This window comes from Mesorhizobium sp. M0870, assembly GCF_040319775.1.
Taxonomy (GTDB): domain Bacteria; phylum Pseudomonadota; class Alphaproteobacteria; order Rhizobiales; family Rhizobiaceae; genus Mesorhizobium.
Genome location: NZ_JAMYOI010000001.1, coordinates 391,779 through 408,599, shown reverse-complemented (window position 1 = coordinate 408,599; position 16,821 = coordinate 391,779). Strand labels below are relative to the sequence as shown.

Genomic DNA, 16,821 nt, shown 5'->3' with positions numbered 1-16,821 from the left:
CTCCTTTGCAGGGTTGGGCGGTTCAGCTTTACTCAATCCAGCGGATAGTCGGGAGCAGCATCGGTCTCCGTCACCTTGACCGACAACACGTCGCAGTCGTTGGCCCAGTCGGGGCCATCGCCGCGCATCGCCATCGTGTCGGCCATCAGCAGGAACTGCATGGTTCTGAGCGCCCAGTCGGTCGGCTCTTCCGGCCAGGCGAAGACGCCGGCGGCGTCGCCGCCGAATTTCACATGGTGGCAGACGAAACCGACCTCGACCTTCCAGGATCGCAGCGTTGCGCCTGGTGGTGGGTAGGGCGGGTCGGGAAGCTCGAAGTAATTGGCGACATGAATTTTTGTCGGCACATCAGGCGCGATGCCCTTGGCTTTGAAGGCGGCAACGGCGTCCTCATGGAATCGCTCGAGCAGGCCTTGCCCCGACAGCCTGTAGGTCGCGCGGAAGAAGCCGCCGCACCAGACGGATTCGTTGGTGTCGTTGGAGATCAGCAGAGTGGCGCGAAAACGGCGCAGCCTTGGCGCCAGCGCCGGCCAGTCGCATTCGGCAGGTGAGAACTCGTCGAGAAGATCGCTGCCGCGCACCGGGCTGCTCAATACCGGGCAGTCTTCGCCGTAGAGGTGCCAGAGCTTTCGCAACTCCGCTGCCGCGATGCCGGGCTTTCGCAGTTCCTCCACCGAGGCGCGGACCCGCGCGATCGCATAGTTCGTCGCCGCCTCCAGCGTGCCGAAGCCGGATATCAGGTGCTCGCCGTCCGGCTCGCCGGTTCTGGCCATATCGAAAACGAGGACGGCGAAGGGTGGCTCGCCCGGCTCGGACATCCGGCTTCTATCCCAGCCTTGCCCTGGCCTTCGCCGTCCAGGCATTGAACAGCCGGTCGGCGACGATGCCGATGAAGGCGATGGCCAAGCCCGCAACGATACCACGACCGGAATCGGCCTTGGACAGCGCGATGAACACTTCCTGGCCGAGATCGCGCGTGCCGACCATGGCGCAAATGATGATCATCGCCAGCGCCATCAGGATCGTCTGGTTGACGCCAAGCATGATCTCCGGCAGCGCCAGCGGCAGTTGCACGCGAAAGAAGGTCTGGCGTGGCGTGCACCCGGAAACCTTGGCTGCCTCGATCAGCGCCGGCGGCACCTGCCTGATGCCGTGATTGGTGTAGCGGATCGCCGGTACCACGGCGAAGGCTATCGTTGCGATCATCGCGGTGACGTCGCCGACCCTGAACAGCATCACCACCGGGATGATGAAGCAGAAGGACGGCAGCACCTGCAGCGTATCGATGACCGGTGTGACGATCTTCTCGAAACGGTTGCTGCGTGAAGCCATCAGGCCGATGGGGATGCCGATCAGGCAGGCAATGAAGGCAGAGATGCCGCAGAGATAGACGGTCGCCATGGTCTTTTCCCACAGGCCGGTGATGGCGCAGAAAGCGGTCAGCGCTGCCACCAGCACGGCCAGCCGCAGGCCGGAGAGCTGATAGCCTGCGAGGCCGAGCAGGAAGACGGCGCCCAGCCAGGGAAAGCCCTCGCAAAAGGCGCGCAGCGGGTTCAGCAGATTGAGGATGAGCGTCACGCGAAACGCCTCGATCATGTCGAAGAAATTGATCGTCACCCAGTTTACGGCCGCTTTCCACAGGGGCGCGGTGGTGAAGGTGATCGCCTTCGGCACCGCCGCGAAGGCCGGCACGAACAGGCCGAGAAGTGTCGTCACCACAAGGATGGCGATGGCCAGCGTCAGATTGGGGTAACGCCGCCAGAGGCTCAGGCTTGCCTCCTGATGGACATGGCCCTTTGCCTGCTTGTGCGCGATGGCCTGGCTCAGCCGGTCGAGCGCGATGGCCAGCGCGACGATGGCAAGGCCGGCTTCCATCGCCTCGCCGACCTTAAGGGCGCGCAGTGCCAGAAGCACGTCATAACCGAGTCCACCGGCGCCGATCATCGAGGCGATGATCACCATGTTCAGCGCCAGCATGATCACCTGGTTGACGCCGACCATCAGTGTCGGCCGTGCCGAGGGCAGCAGCACTCGCCACAGTTTCTGCCGCGCCGTGCAGCCTGCCATCTCGCTGAAATCGTCGATCTCCGACGGCACCCGCGACAGGCCGAGCATCGTTGCCCGCACCATCGGCGGCGTGGCGAAGATGGCGGTCGCGATCATCGCCGACACCGGGCTGTTGCCGAACAGCAGCAGCATCGGGATGAGATAGGCGAAAGTCGGGATCGTCTGCATCAGGTCAAGGGCAGGAGAGACGATGAGCCTTTCGGCCCATGGCTTGCGCCACGCCCAGATGCCGGCGAACAGGCCGGTGACGATGCAGAACGGAACCGCGATGGAGATCAGCGCCAGCGTCAGCATGGCGCTGGTCCATTGGCCGAACAGGGCGATGTAGAGGAAACAGCCACCGACCAGCAGACTGAGTTTTCTGCCGCCAACGGCATGACCGGCGAGGAAGGCGGCGGCGCAGACGCCGACCCAGGACAGGCGCGGCAGGATATAGGCGTCAGCGCCGTGGCCGATCTTGAAATTCTTGGCCAACAGATTGAGCGCGAAATCGAGGGGAACGCCGAGCACAGCGGTGATCGAGCGGGTCAACCAGGACAGGTTCGACTTGATCCAGCGCATCAGCGCGCTGACCCAATCGGCGACCGGCACGACGGCGCTGGCCGGATAATTGACGGCCCAGGGCAGGCGATCCTGCAGCAGGAGCACGACAAGCACAACGGTAAGCGCTGCCGCCCAGATCAGCAGCCATACCTGAATCGGCCGTGGCCTTGCCTCGCTGGCGCTTGCTGTCACCGTCATGCGCCGACCCTTGAGCGATCGATGCCGGCCAGCAGATCGATCACCGCTTGCGGCGTCACCTCGCCGATCGGCTTGCCGGTGCCGTTGACCACCGCGAACGGCTTGTTGGCGGCAACGATGCCGGCCGAGAAGCTGGCGATCTTGGCATCCGGGGCAACGGTGCCGCCATGTTCCGAGCCGTCGCAGGCGCGCATCAGGCTGCGTGCTGAAATAACCTTGGCGCGGTCGACGTCCCGGGTGAACTCGGCGACATAGTCGGTCGCCGGATTGACCACCAGCTCCTCCGGCGTGCCGATCTGGATGACCTCGCCATCCTTCATGATGGCGATGCGGTCGGCCAGCCGGATGGCCTCGTCGAAATCATGGGTGATGAAGACGATGGTCTTGTGCAGCATGGTCTGCAGCCGCATCAGCTCGTCCTGCATTTCGCGGCGGATCAGCGGATCGAGCGCCGAGAACGGCTCGTCGAGGAACCAGATTTCCGGTTTTGTCGCAAGGCTCCGGGCGATGCCGACACGCTGCTGCTGGCCGCCGGACAGCTCGCGCGGATAGAAATGCTCGCGGCCACGCAGGCCGACAAGTTCGATGACCTCGCGCGCCCGCGCTTCGCGTGTCGCCCGGTCCTGACCCTGGATGCCGAGCGGGAAGGCGATGTTCTCCAGCACGTTGAGATGCGGCAGCAGGGCAAAGTTCTGGAACACCATGCCCATGCGGTGCCGCCGCAATTCGATGAGTGCTGCATCGGAGATTTTCAGGAGGTCATTGCCTTCGAATTCGACCTTGCCATGGGTCGGCTCGACCAGCCGCGACATGCAGCGGACCAGCGTCGACTTGCCGGAGCCCGACAGGCCCATGATGATGAAAATCTCGCCCTGGCGGATTTCGAGGTCGACGGCGCGCACCGCGCCGACCAGCCCGGCGGCGGTGACATCAGCCATGCTGGCCTTGCCGTTGCGTTCGCGGATGAAACTGGCCGCATTCGATCCGAACAGCTTCCAGACGTTGCGGCAGGCAAGCTTTATCGGGCGGGCATCTTTTGGCGTGCCCGCCTCCTTGGCGCCCTGTTCAGTCTTGTCCGTCATTCAAACGTCCTTCTGGAACACCAAGAACCGAGGCCCGGCTGATCAGCAGCCGGGTCTCATCTTCCAGTCGGAACGATCACTGCGCCCAGGCTTTCCAGTCGGCCTCGTGGGCGGCGATCCAGGCTGCGGCGACATCTTCCGGCGTCTTGCCGCCGAGATCGATCTCGCCGCTCATCTTGTTGAGTTCGTCGGTGTCGACCGTGTAGGCCTTGGCCACCTTGTAGGCGACCGGCCATTTGTCCTTCATGCCGGACCAGGAGTACTTCCAGATCTCGCCATGCGGCTTGCCGCAATCATATTTGGCGTCGGGATTGGTGCCCCATTTCGGGTCGTTGTAGCACTCGGGCGTGTATTCGGGGAATTCCACCCACTCGCCCTTGTACTTGGCCGGCGCCCAGTGCGGCGAATAGATCCACAGCATGATCGGCGCCTTGCGCTGATAGGCGGAATCGAGTTCGGCGAACATCGCCGCGTCGGTGCCGGCATGGATGACGGTAAAGGGCAGCTTCAGTGCCTCGACGCGCTCGTCGTCAAAGCCTTCCCAGGTCACCGGGCCGCCGAGATAGCGCCCCTTCGGTGCGGTCTCGGCCGTCGAGAAGGCTTCGGCGCATTTCGGGTCCTTCAGCGCTTCCCAATTGGGTAGGCCGGGGCACTTCTCCTTCATGTATTCGGGAAACCACCATTCTTCCTTGGCCTTCGGGCCGAGCTTGCCCAGCCGTTCGGTCTGGCCTGTCGCATCGGAGGCCTTCATGGCCTCGCCGGCGGTCGTGTCCCAGAATTCCATGCCGACATCGAGATCGCCATTGGTGAGGCCTGTGGTCAGGCTGGAGAGGTAGTCGGCGGTCGGATACTCGACGGTGTAGCCGAGCTTTTCCAGGATGCCGCCGAGGATCTTGGCGTTCAGGTTGACGCTGGTCCAGTCGAACAGCGCGATCTTGATCGGGTCGTTCGATTCCGGCGCGGCTGCGTAAGCCGGTGATGTAAGCGCACTTGCGGCGGCAAGCGCGAAGGCTCCCATTGTTAAGTTCGAAATCACACTGCGAAGTGACATGCTTGTTCTCCTTCAAGCTGTGAAAATTATCGTTCGTTCCCTTCTTGCGGCTTTTCTTGATTGTGTTGGAAAGGCTGGTCTTTGCGCAAGGCCGTCGGCGCCAAATTGTTGCCCCGGCTTTGGCCAGCGCAGGCAAGATGGTGCTCAATTCTGGTGATGATGGGACAGGATTGGAGTGTCGGCGTCATGGCTGCCGACGGATCGCTGCGGGAGCGGTCATCTGCGGATCGATTGCCAGTCCTGCGGCGCCCCTGCAAGGTGCGAGCCATCAAGGTCCTATGATCTCGGCTACCCGCCTGGTAAGCCCCATCTCGCCAAGGCCGTTTCATAGGATGAAATTATATATACCAAGGTTCATGTCGCGCAACGACTAACGCTTCGCGAGACGTACAAATTCAGACTGCAGGCGAAGCTGAGCTCTTACCAGCAGACGTAGCCGCCATCGACAATCAGGTCGAGGCCGGTGACGAAGCTCGCTGCGCGGCTGGCGAGGAACACCGTCGGCCCGACCATTTCCTCCGGCGCCGCCATGCGCCCCATCGGCGTGTCGCGCTTGAAGATCTTCACTTCTTCCGCCACCTCCGGCCGCTTGTTCATCGGCGTCAGCGTGTAGCCCGGACTGACGACATTGACGCGCAGGCCGCGGTCGGCCCATTCCATGGCGAGGCTCTTCGACATGTGGATGACGGCGGCCTTCGAGGAATTGTAGTGCGCCTGCGTCAGGCCCCGGTTGACGATGGTGCCCGACATCGAGGCGATGTTGATGATCGAACCCTTGCGTCGCGCCAGCATCTTGCGCGCCTCAGCCTGGCAGGACAGGAAGACGCCGGCGACATTGACCTCGTGCACCCTCTGCCATGTCTCGAGCGGCATCGTCTCGGCCGGTTCAGAGCCGGCAATGCCGGCATTGTTGACCGCGACGGTCAGCGCACCGAGTTCCGCCTCGACGCGATCGATCGCCGCCGCGAGATCGCGCTCAGATGTCACCGTGCCTGTCAGCACCAGCGCCTTGCGGCCGAGTTGCGTGATCCGGTGAGCGGTTTCGTCCAGCCCACCCTTCGACGCGTGGCCGAAACAGGCGACGTCGGCGCCTGCCTCGGCCAGTCCGATCGCGATTGCCTGGCCGATGCCGCTGCCGGCGCCGGTGACCAGCGCGACATTGCCGTCCAGCTTGAAAAGATCCATCGAGTGCCCTCCCTGTCTCGGGGAGGGTATGCGCTGCACCATGCTCCGATCAAGCGCCCTCGCGCAAACGGGTCAAGCGGCGTCGATGCTCAGAAATAACCGCTCGAAGCGGCCGTGGCTTCCTTCGGGATTTCGACGCCATCGACCAGGATCTTGTCGACCAGTTCGTGGTGGAAACAGACCAGCCCCTTGATGCGCTCCGCCTCGTGCACCGGCTCGGGATAATACCAGACCAGGTTCTCGTGACGCTTGGCCTTCGTCGTCACGTGGTAGTAGTTGGAGATGCCCTTGTAGGGGCAACGCGAGATGTAGCGGCTGGGCGCGAACATATCGAGCCGCGTGTCGGCGATCGGCAGATAGTGGCGCACCGGATGGCCGGTCTCGAACAGGAACACGCCGCGGCGTGAATCGGCGACCTGTTCGCCGTCGAGAATGACCTGGACGCGCCGCGACGACGGCAGGCAGTCGACCCGGCGGAACGGATCGCGAGCGTGGACGAAGATTTCCTCGTCCTCCTCGAACCAGTGTCCCATCTTGCTCCAGGTGAACGACATATAGTCCGATATTGGCGGACAGCCCTTGACCGGATCGAGATAGCGCCAGGCCGCGTCCTCGACCAGCGTGATGCCGGTGTTGAGCGAATAGTGGCTGGCTATGCCTTTGAATGGGTCCTCCGTCGTCGTCTTGCTCGGCAGCAGGAACTCCTCGCGCACGTCGCTCATCGGGAAATAGTAGACCGGCAGATGGTCGGACTCGTAGAGCACCAGCGCGTTGACCGTGTCGGCGACGATCATCGATCCGACCTGCACGCGCAACCGCTTCTGCGTCGGCATGGTGAAGGCGACATAGCCCGGCTCGAAATCATATTGGGTGATCGAGTCGAGTGGCGGAAAATGCGGCCCGCGGCCGCGCAGATGGGGCTTGCGAATGGTAGTCTCCCGTTTCTTTTCTTTTGTCATCGGGCGTTGGGGCACGATCAGCTCAATGACACGCGATCGAGCAGCAGCCCGGCGGCGATTGGCGGCAGTCCGCTGACATTCTTGCGCACCGGCACCAGCAGATCGGGAAAATAGCTGAAGATGACAGGCGTCTCGTCGAGCAGCAGTTTCTGGATGTCGGAGGCGGCAGCGCGCTGCGCGCCGACGTCGAGCGCCTTCAGATAGCTGGTGACCATGCCGTCATAGGCCGGGCTCTTGAAATGCGCCGCGTTCCACGGGCCGTCGCTGACCAGCGGGCTCTTGAGAAACACGTTCGGCACGCTGCGATGCGCGTAGTCGGTAATGCCGAGCGGGCTGTCCAGCCAGTCCGACTGGCCGAACACCGCCTTGCCGTAATATTTGTCCTGGTCCTCGATGTTGAGCGAGATGCGGGCACCGATTTCCTTGGCGAAATTCTGGAACAATTGCGCATAGCCCGGAATGTCGGAATAGCGCAGCGTGGTCAGCGTGATGTCGAAGCCTTCGGCGAGACCCGCCGCCTCGAGCAACTGCTTGGCCTTGGCGATCTCCTGGACGCGTTGCGGCACCGACTTGTCGGTCGCAGGGAAGGCCGGCGCGAACGGGCTGTCATTCCCGGTCGCCGCCATGCCGCGGCACAAGCCGTCGACCAGCTTGGAGCGGTCGATGCACAGCGCCAGCGCCTGGCGCACGCGCTTGTCGGTGAACGGGCCGGTGTCGCAGCGCATGTGAAGCTGGCGGTGCGCGGTCGAAGCGACACGCAACACGGTGATATCAGGACTGTTCAGCACGACCTGGCTGACATCGAGCGGAACGGCATCGAGAATGTCGACCTCGCCCGCCTGCAGCGCCAGGATGCGCGGTTGCACGTCACCGTAGAACTTGAACTCGAGCCGGTCGGGCAGCGCTTTCTCACCCCAATAGTCTGGGTTGCGGATGAAGGTCGCGCCGACCTTGGGCGTGTAGGTTTCCAGCCGGAACGGCCCGGTGCCCTCGAAGGTCTTTTCGTAGTCGCCCTTGTAGCTCGCCGGCAGGATGACGGCGTTGTAATTATCGATCGACACCGAATAGGGAAAGCTGCCATTCGGCGCATCGAGATGGAAGGCGACGGTGTGATCGTCGACCTTCTGGGTGCCACCCTTCGACAGCAGGCCTTTGAACACCGATAGCGCATTGGAAGCGCCGTTGGGATCGGCCAGCCGGTCGAAGGTTGCGACGACATCGTCGGCCTTGAAGTCCTCGCCATTGTGGAATTTCACGCCCTTGCGCAGCTTGAAGGTCCACACGCTGCCGTCCTCGTTCGGCGACCAGCTCTCCGCCAGCACCGGCTTCAAGGTGAGATCTGGCTGCGTGATGCAGAGAAATTCGGCGGTCTGGAAAACCAGCTGGTAGCTGCCGCTGTCATAGTAGGTGACGGGATCGATGGCGCCGCCCGGCGTCGCCACGCCGGCGCGCACGGTGCCGCCGGGCTTGCCCTCGGCGCGTGCCTGCTGCGTGCCAAGGCCGACAGCAGCGACGAGGCTGCCCAGGAACGGCAGCGAGAGGCCGAGCACGCTGCCATGGCGCAGGAAGTCGCGCCGGCCCATCCTGCCGGCCAGCAATTCGTCGATAGCGGAATTTTCGATTGCGGTCAGATTCCTGCGAGCGGCATCGATTATCCTGAAATGCCTTGGCATGGCTGCATTCCTCGCTAGTCGTGGGGCCAAGCCATCTAGTTCATTGTTGACCGCGGCCGGAAAGCGATATTTTTTGATAGGGGTCATCGAAATTTTCGATGCAAGGGGCGAGGCATGGACACTGAAAATCTGCGCAGCTTTCTCGAAGTTGCCACCCATGGCAGCTTCACCGTCGCGGCCAGCCGGCTCAATCTCGCCCAGTCCACCGTCAGCGCACGGATCAGAGGGCTGGAGGAACAGTTGGGGCGCCGGCTGTTCGTGCGCGATCGCGATGGTGTCACGCTGACGCCGGCCGGCCGGCAGTTCCTGCCGCATGCCTCGTCGATCACCCGCACCTGGGAGCAATCGCGGCAGGACATTGCCGTTCCCCATGGCTACGAGACCTTGCTGCGGCTGACCGCGCCGGCCTATCTGTGGGACCGCATCACCTCGCCATGGGTCGAGTGGATGCGCACTAGGCGGCCGAACGTGGCGCTGCGGCTGGAGGGCAGCTTTCCGGACTCGGCGATCGACCAGCTGGCGGAAGGCCTGCTCGACATCTGCATCCTCTATCTTCCGCGACCGCATCCCGGCATCGTCTACGAGACGCTGGCCGTCGATCAGGTCGTGCTTGTCCAGCATGCTGCGCAGACCAAGCCGTGGACCGAAAACTACATTCTGATGGACTGGGGACTGGAATTCCGCATCGAGCACGACCGCGCCTTTGCCAGCATGGTCAAGCCGGCCATATCGGCCGGGCTGGTCTTCATCGGCCTCCAGCATGTCCTGTCGCAGCAAGCCGCCGCCTATCTGCCGCTCAGCGCCGTCAGCGGCCATATCGAGCGCGGTGAGATGCGGCGCATCGACAACACACCGGTATTCCAGCGGCCGATCTACCTCGCCTATCCCTCGAATCCCGTGTCTTCGGATGTCCTGGATGTCGCTTTGACTGGGCTTCGCACGCTGGCCAGAGACTGGGCCGAAGGGCAGGGCTTTTCAGAAGGGGATCGTTCCCTGAGCATGGCAGGCCAGATCTGACTGCCAAGCCACGGAAGCGCAGCGCTATGCCGGCTCGGTTGCGACCGCCCGCTGCAACCTGGCCAGTTCGGCGTAGGGGATGTGGCAGCGGATCGAATGTCCAGGCTGGGCCTCGCTGAGCGGCGGCTCCTGCTGTTCGCAGATCGGGCCGATCTTTCGCGGGCAGCGCGTGTGGAACACGCAGCCCGAGGGCGGGTTGGTGGCGCTGGGGATTTCGCCGTCGAGACGAATGCGTGCCGTCTCGGTCTGGTCGAGTTTGGGCACGGCCGACAGCAGCGCTTCGGTATAGGGGTGATGCGGCCCGGAAAAGACGTCTTCCGACGGTCCGAGTTCCATGATGCGGCCGAGATAGAGCACGGCGATCTTGTCGGAGAGGTAACGAACCACGGCAAGGTCGTGCGAGATGAAGATGTAGCTGACGTCTTCCTTCGACTGCAGGTCGGCGAGCAGATTGAGGATGGCCGCCTGCACCGACACGTCGAGCGCCGAGGTCGGCTCGTCGCAGACGACGATGCGCGGATCGCCGGCGAAGGCGCGCGCGATGGCGACGCGCTGCTTCAGGCCGCCGGAGAGCTGGCGCGGCTTGACGGCAAGATGCCGGTCGGTGAGCCGCACCGAGCGGACGAGGTCGTTGAGGCGGACCTCTAGTGCCTTGCCGCTCAAACCCGCCAGCCGCTTCAGCGCGCGGCCGATCAGGTGGCGGATCGAATGCGAACGATTGAGCGCCGAATCCGGATTCTGGAAGACGATCTGCATCGCCTTGATCTGGTCGTCGCTGCGGTTCTCCAGCCTGGGCGCCAGGGCCTTGCCCTCAAGCTCGATGGTGCCGCCTGCGTCTGGCGGCACCAGGCCGAGCAGCAGCCTGGCAAAGGTCGTCTTGCCGCTGCCGGACTCGCCGACCAGCCCGAGCGTCTCGCCGGGTCTGAGATCAAGCGAGACGTCCTTGACGGCGCGCAGTGCATGGCCGTGGCTGGCATAGGTCTTGTTCAGCCCGGCGACGCGCAGCACCGGTGCTGCTGCCACCTTTGGCGCCGGCGCCACATCGCTCGGTGTCGCACGCGGCAACGCTTGCGCCTTGTCGTGATAGTGGCAGCGTGACAAGCGCCTCCCGCGTTCGTCACTCAGATCATAGAGCGGCGGCAATTCGGTGCGGCAACGGTCGTCGGCGAGCGCGCAGCGGTCGGCGAAGGCGCAGCCCTTGATGTCGGCCCCGATGCCGGGCAGAAACCCCGGAATGGTGTCGAGGCGGCCCTGATCCTTGCGCTGGCCACCGCGCGGCAGGCAGCGCAGCAGCGCCACCGTGTAGGGATGGCGCGGATCGTTGAACACGACCTCCGTCGGCCCTTCCTCGACCAGCATGCCGGCATAGAGCACGCCAACCCGGTCGCACATGTTGGAAACGACCGCGAGGTTGTGGCTGATGAACAGGATAGAGGCCGACAGTTCCTGCCTGAGCTGTGCGATCAGGTCGAGCACTTCGGCCTCCACCGTCGCATCGAGGCCGGTGGTCGGCTCGTCGAGGATCAGCATCGACGGATCGTTGGCCAGCGCCATGGCAATCGCCACGCGTTGCTGCATGCCGCCGGAAAGCTGGTGCGGGTAGCGCTGCATGACGCTGACGGGGTCGGAGATGCGCACGCGGTTCAGCATCGCAATCGCCCGGTCGGTGGCCGCTTGTCCCGAAATGCCGCCGAGTTCAAAAATCTCGGTCAGCTGACGGCCGACGCGGATCGACGGATTCAGCGCCTTGCCCGGGTCCTGATAGACCATGGAGACGCTTTCCGCGCGCGCCCGCCTGAGCGCCTCGGCGTCCAGCTTCATCACATTCTGGCCATCGAGGGAGATGGCGCCGCCGGTGATGGAACCGTTTCTAGGAAGATAACGCACGACAGTGAGCGCCACTGTCGACTTGCCGCAACCGGATTCGCCGACCAACCCATAGGCTTCGCCCTGGCCGATGGTGAGGCTGAGGTTGCGCAGAACGGCGCGATTGCGGCCGGCGACGCGGTAGGCAACCGAAAGATCGGTGAGTTCGAGTGCGTTTCCGGCCTTGGCGGAGTTAGTCATTGAGCGCTCCGTGAACGCCGTCGGCCGCCAGATTGACGCCGATCACCAGCGAAGCGATGGCGAGCGCATCGAACAGCACCGTCCACCAGAAGCCGCCGCCGATCATGCCGTAATTGTTGGAGATCGACAGCCCCCAGTCGGGCGAGGGCGGCTGGATGCCAAAGCCCATGAAGGAGAGCGTGGCGACGGCGAAAATGGCATAGCCGAGCCGCACGGTGGTTTCGACCAGGATCGGCGGGATGACGTTGGGCAGGATCTCGACGAACATCGTATGCAGCGCACTTTCATGCCGAAGCTGTGCGGCGGCGACATAGTCGAGTTCGCGCTCGGCCAGCACCGCCGAGCGCACGGTGCGCGCGATGATCGGCGCGAAGCTCAGGCCGATGACGACGATGACGGTCGTCTTCGAGGTGCCGAGCGCAACGATGGCCAGCAGCGCGACGATGACCACCGGGATCGCCATGAAGGCTTCCAGGATGCGGCTGACGACATCGTCGACGAGACCGCGAAAATAGCCGGTAAGGAGGCCGAGCGCCGTGCCGGCCACTGTCGCCAGCAAGGTTGCCAGCGGTGCGACGGTCAGGATGTCGCGCGAACCGACGATGACGCGCGAGAAGACGTCGCGGCCGATCTGGTCGGTGCCGAACCAGTGTTCGGAAGAGGGCGGCGCCAGCGCGTTGATGATGTCGTCCGCAAGTGGATCATAAGGTGCGAAATGCTCGCCGAACAGCGCACAGGCAACCCAGAACAGCACGATGGCGAAACCAACAAGGAATGTTCGGGAGCGCAACAGCGAGAAAAAGACCTCCGCCAGCGGGCCGCGCCGGCGCGTGTCGTCTGGTGTCGGAGAGCTGGTTTGGACGGCGCTCATTGATCTGACCCCAGACGGATACGCGGATTGAGCACGGAATAGAGGAAGTCGGCGACAAGGGTGGCCACGGCATAGACAATGCCGATGGTGAGGATGCCCGACTCCAGCATCGGGAAATCCTTGCCGCGCGCGGCGGTGAAGATCAGCGACCCGATTCCCTGATAGCGAAACAGCGTTTCGATGACGACAAGGCCGCCGATGAGGTAGCCGGTCTGCGTCGCGATGACAGTGATGGTCGGCAGCAGCGCGTTGCGCAGCACATGCCGCCAGATCACCGTGCGCCAGGGCAGGCCCTTCAGCACGGCCGTTCGCGTGTAGTCGGAATCGAGCGCCTCGATCATGCCGGAGCGTGCCATGCGGGCGATGTAGCCGAACAGCACCAGGAACAGCGGCAGCGAGGGCAGGATCAGGTAATAGAGCTGCGTGAAGAAGCCGGTATCGCGCGGCCATGCGGCCGAGATCGGCAGCCAGCGCAGCCACACGCCGAAGATCAGGATCAGGATGATGCCGGTGACGAATTCCGGCAGCACCGTCACCGACAGGCCGCCAAGGCTGATGATGCGATCGAGCGGCCGGTTGAGGTTGAGCGCTGCAATGACGCCGCCGAGAATGCCGATCGGCACCACCAGAACGAAGGCGACCGCCGCCAGCTTCATCGAATTGCCGAGCGCATCGATGACGAAAGGCGCGACCGGCGAGCGGAAGATGTAGGACGTGCCCATGTCGCCCTGGACGAAATTGGAGATCCAGCTCCAATACTGCGCCAGCAGCGGACGATCGACACCGAGCGTGTGATTGAGCGTGTCGACCGCGCGCTGGTCTGCGAACGGACCCAATATTGCGCGCCCGACATTGCCGGGCAGCACCTGGCCGCCCAGGAACACCATGATGCTGAGCAGGAACAGCGTGACGAGCGACAGCGAGACACGCCGGACAAGGAAGGAGAGAATGGCTAGGACTCCTTGTGGAGCCAGCCCCCATGCGGGAGCTGGCTGTTAGAGGATTGGCTTTTCCTTTCCGCTCAGGCCTTCGATGCCTTATCGAGGAACAGCTGCGACATGGCGGTCGGCTGTACGCCGGCCACGCCCTTCGCCGTCGCCGTCAGATAGTCGTAGAAATAGCCGAAGATGACAGGCGTTTCCTCGAGCAGCAGCTTCTGGATCTTGCCGGCGTCGGCCTTCTGCGCCTCGAGGTCAAGGGCCGCGATGTAGCTGGTCGCCAGCGCATCATAGTCCTTGTTCTTGAAGTGTGCCGCGTTCCAGGTGCCTTCACTCTTCAGCGGTGCCGCGAGATAGACATTCGGCACGCCGCGGTGACCATAGTCGGTGATGCCCATCACCGAATCCAGCCAGTTCGACTTGCCGAACACCGCGTCTCCGTAATAGCCGCTCTGGTCGAGGATATTGAGGTCGAGTTGAACACCGATCTCCTTGACCCAGTTCTGGATGAGCTGGGCGTATTCAGGGATTTCTAGGTAGCGTTCGGTGGTCAGGGTTATCTTGAAGCCCTGGCCAAAGCCGGCTGCTTCCATGAGCTGCTTGGCCTGGGCGATATCCTGCTTGCGTTGCGGCACGCTCGTATCGGTCGAAGGATAGACGGCGGCGAATGGGCTGTCATTGCCCAGAGCGGAGCGTCCCTTCATGAGGCCGGCGGCCAGCTTGTCGCGATCGAGGCAGAGCGCAATGGCACGGCGCACGCGCGCATCCTTCAACGGGCCCTCGTCGCAGCGCATGTGCAGTTGCTGATGGGCTGACGACTTCAAGCTGATGATGTCGACGTTCGGATCGTTGAGCAGAGCGACGCCGGCCAGCACCGGCATCTGGTTGATGATGTCGACCTGGCCGCCCTGCAGCGCCAGGATCTGCGGCTGCATGTCGGTGAAGAAGGTGAACTCGGTGCGTTCCGGCAGCGCCTTCGGCCCCCAATAGTCCTCGTTGCGGACGAAGGACGCACCGACCTTTGCCGTGTATTTCTCTATTCTGAACGGCCCGGTGCCGTCGAAGCTCTTTTCATAGTCGCCCTTGTAGCTCGCCGGGATGATGACGGCGTTATAGTTGTCGGACGACAGCATGTAGGGGAAGTTGCCGTTCGGCGCATCGAGGTGGAATTCCACCGTGTAGTCGTCGACCTTCTTCGAGGCGCCCTTCTGCAGGATGCCGGTGAACACCGACAGCGCATTGGACGAATTGGCCGGATCGGCAAGGCGGTCGATGCTGGCCACGACATCGTCGGCTTTCATCTCGCCGCCGCTGTGGAATTTTACGCCTTTGCGCAGCTTGAAGGTCCAAACGGTGCCATTGTCGTTCGGCTTCCAGCTTTCGGCCAAGGCCGGCTGAAGAACGAGGTCAGGGCCGTCGACGCAAAGGAATTCGGCAACCTGCTGCATGACCAGCAGGCCGCCTGCGTCAGCGATGGTGACCGGGTCGATTGTCGCTGCCGGCACGCTGCTGGCGACGCGGATGGTGGCGCCGGGCGCGCCTTGGGCGCGCGCCAGCGACGGCATGCCGCTGAGGCCGGCTGCCATGCCGATACGGCCCAGCAGCGGCAGCGACAGGCCGAGCAGGCTGCCGTGACGGACGAAGTCGCGGCGGCTGACACGACCGTCGACAAGGCCGTCGATCAGGTGATTTTCAAGCGGCGTGCGATTGCGCCGGATCAGGTCGAGAATGGTGTAGTTCTTGCTCATGGGTTTTTACCCTTTCCCCTATTTCTTATGGTTGACGAAATTTCGTGGATTGCTCCATTTCGGATCGCCAGAGAGGCCTGTCGATCGGAATCTTAGCATGCGGTTTTGCCCGGTATCTAGTCGTGGCACGGACGCGCCGGATTGCTGGCTGCACTGCTTCCATCGTCTTTGTCCAACCTTCCCGGCCGAAGTCGCGGTGGTTGGCTTCTCGTGCCTGGCCGTCGGTCTTGCCGTCATCTAGTTCAGCGGCAAACGGCGATAGGTTCCGGGCTTTGCCGGGTCATGATACTTGTTGCACGGTCCTTTCTCGGTAAAGTCTCTGTGACAGGCAGCGAGGTTTTCGCGCGATAAGGTGACGCCGAGACCGGGACCTTCCGGAACGCGCACGAAATTGTTTCTCGGCGAAAACGGCCCTTCCTCGGTGACATCCATCGGCAGCATGCGAAACAGCGACTGGTTAGGCTCCCTGATCCAGCCTAGTGCCGCGCACAGGTGCAGATAGGCGGCACTGCCGATGCCGCTGTCACCGCTGTAGCACCAGAAATCGATGCCGGCATGCTCGCAGGCGCCGACGAAGCGCAACAGCCGGCCTATGCCGCCATGCGTCGTCGGGTTGCCGACGAAGGCGTCCGGCACCTTGGTTTCCATGGCGCGCGCAATGTCGATGTTGTGGGTCGAAAACGGGATCGAGCAATGGCGCCGCAATTCGCGCATCTCCTCGATCGTCGCCACCGGATCCTCCCAGTTGCGCACGCCGAGGTCTTCCAGCGACCGCGCTAGGCGACGCGCGGTGCTGAGCGAATAGGCCTGGTTGGAATCGATGCGGATCATCGCATCGTCGCCGAGTTTCTTGCGGATCAGCTCGACCATCCTGAGCGAGATTTTCGGATCTTCGGTCGAGAACTTGCCTTCGAAGAAGGTCGTTCCATGCGTCTCGTGCAATTCGACGCAATAGTCGGCGACTTCCTCCGGCGTCGTCTCGCCCTTCACCTTTGGCCCGTCACCGCGCAGCGAAAAATAGTCGGTGAACGGGATGTCCTTGCGCACGGCGCCGCCGAGCAACTGGTAGAGCGGCTGGTTCCACGCCTTCCCGCGCAGGTCCCACAAAGCCATCTCGATGGCGCCGAAAGCCATGATGCGGGTGCGGTCGTTGATCGACTGCACGCCGGTCCAGAAGGGCAGGCAGACATGCTCGGCGCCGGCGATGTCGAAGGCATCGCGCCCGACCAGCCATGGCGCCAGGACATCGTTGATGATCGCGGCCGCCGCCGGCGTCGGCGCTTCGCCGAGGCCAATCAAGCCATCCTCCGTCTCGACTTCGACGATGGTCGGCGAAAATCCGTCGAGTTCGCCGAACACCCAGGCATAGGGCGCCTCGAGGCGCAAATTGATCGGCGTGGCTTTGATGCTGCGGATTTTCAT

The 16,821-nt window shown here is 63.3% G+C and carries 13 protein-coding genes; 1 reads left to right on the top strand and 12 read right to left on the bottom strand.

Translation table 11 applies throughout. The annotated features are described in order from the left end of the window. Positions 1-32 precede the first annotated feature (32 nt). The 7 genes from NKH97_RS01960 to NKH97_RS01930 form a co-directional block, all read right to left on the bottom strand. Positions 33-818, bottom strand: coding sequence for a hypothetical protein (locus tag NKH97_RS01960; protein WP_352795264.1), 786 nt, complete (start codon positions 816-818; stop codon positions 33-35). Between the two features lie 7 nt (positions 819-825). Further along, on the bottom strand, positions 826-2,808 hold the full coding sequence (locus NKH97_RS01955; protein ID WP_352795263.1) for an ABC transporter permease: 1,983 nt from the start codon (positions 2,806-2,808) through the stop codon (positions 826-828). Beyond that, positions 2,805-3,890 carry a quaternary amine ABC transporter ATP-binding protein gene (locus NKH97_RS01950; protein WP_352792669.1) on the bottom strand — a complete coding sequence of 362 codons (1,086 nt, stop codon included), beginning with the start codon at positions 3,888-3,890 and terminating at the stop codon, positions 2,805-2,807. Before NKH97_RS01950 ends, NKH97_RS01955 begins: the two co-directional genes overlap by 4 nt. 76 nt (positions 3,891-3,966) lie before the next feature. Beyond that, positions 3,967-4,941, bottom strand: a complete 975-nt coding sequence (locus tag NKH97_RS01945) for an ABC transporter substrate-binding protein (RefSeq protein ID WP_127291030.1) — start codon at positions 4,939-4,941, stop codon at positions 3,967-3,969. Positions 4,942-5,361: 420 nt separating this feature from the next. After that, the gene (locus NKH97_RS01940; protein ID WP_352795262.1) at positions 5,362-6,126 is read right to left on the bottom strand and encodes an SDR family oxidoreductase; all 765 of its coding nucleotides are present in this window, start codon (positions 6,124-6,126) and stop codon (positions 5,362-5,364) included. Between the two features lie 89 nt (positions 6,127-6,215). Next, entirely contained in the window at positions 6,216-7,085 is an 870-nt protein-coding gene (locus NKH97_RS01935) for a DUF427 domain-containing protein (protein ID WP_502895876.1), read from the bottom strand. A 17-nt stretch (positions 7,086-7,102) separates the two neighbouring features. Then, positions 7,103-8,758: an ABC transporter substrate-binding protein gene (locus NKH97_RS01930; RefSeq protein WP_352628581.1), complete on the bottom strand. Its 1,656-nt coding sequence runs from the start codon at positions 8,756-8,758 to the stop codon at positions 7,103-7,105. A gap of 114 nt (positions 8,759-8,872) precedes the next feature. Here NKH97_RS01930 and NKH97_RS01925 point away from each other — a divergent pair, with 114 nt between their 5' ends. Then, positions 8,873-9,775 (top strand): LysR family transcriptional regulator, encoded by a 903-nt coding sequence (locus tag NKH97_RS01925; RefSeq protein WP_352628583.1) that lies wholly within the window; start codon positions 8,873-8,875, stop codon positions 9,773-9,775. 24 nt (positions 9,776-9,799) lie between these two features. Here NKH97_RS01925 and NKH97_RS01920 read toward each other — a convergent pair whose 3' ends face one another. The 5 genes from NKH97_RS01920 to NKH97_RS01900 form a co-directional block, all read right to left on the bottom strand. Then, entirely contained in the window at positions 9,800-11,842 is a 2,043-nt protein-coding gene (locus tag NKH97_RS01920; RefSeq protein WP_352609385.1) for a dipeptide ABC transporter ATP-binding protein, read from the bottom strand. After that, positions 11,835-12,713 (bottom strand): ABC transporter permease, encoded by an 879-nt coding sequence (locus NKH97_RS01915; RefSeq protein WP_352440023.1) that lies wholly within the window; start codon positions 12,711-12,713, stop codon positions 11,835-11,837. The genes NKH97_RS01920 and NKH97_RS01915 overlap by 8 nt, the downstream gene beginning before the upstream one ends. Continuing rightward, positions 12,710-13,663, bottom strand: coding sequence for an ABC transporter permease (locus NKH97_RS01910; RefSeq protein WP_352792731.1), 954 nt, complete (start codon positions 13,661-13,663; stop codon positions 12,710-12,712). Before NKH97_RS01910 ends, NKH97_RS01915 begins: the two co-directional genes overlap by 4 nt. Before the next feature lie 71 nt (positions 13,664-13,734). Continuing rightward, the gene (locus tag NKH97_RS01905; RefSeq protein WP_352440022.1) at positions 13,735-15,399 is read right to left on the bottom strand and encodes an ABC transporter substrate-binding protein; all 1,665 of its coding nucleotides are present in this window, start codon (positions 15,397-15,399) and stop codon (positions 13,735-13,737) included. A gap of 237 nt (positions 15,400-15,636) precedes the next feature. After that, positions 15,637-16,821, bottom strand: coding sequence for a mandelate racemase/muconate lactonizing enzyme family protein (locus tag NKH97_RS01900; protein WP_352440021.1), 1,185 nt, complete (start codon positions 16,819-16,821; stop codon positions 15,637-15,639).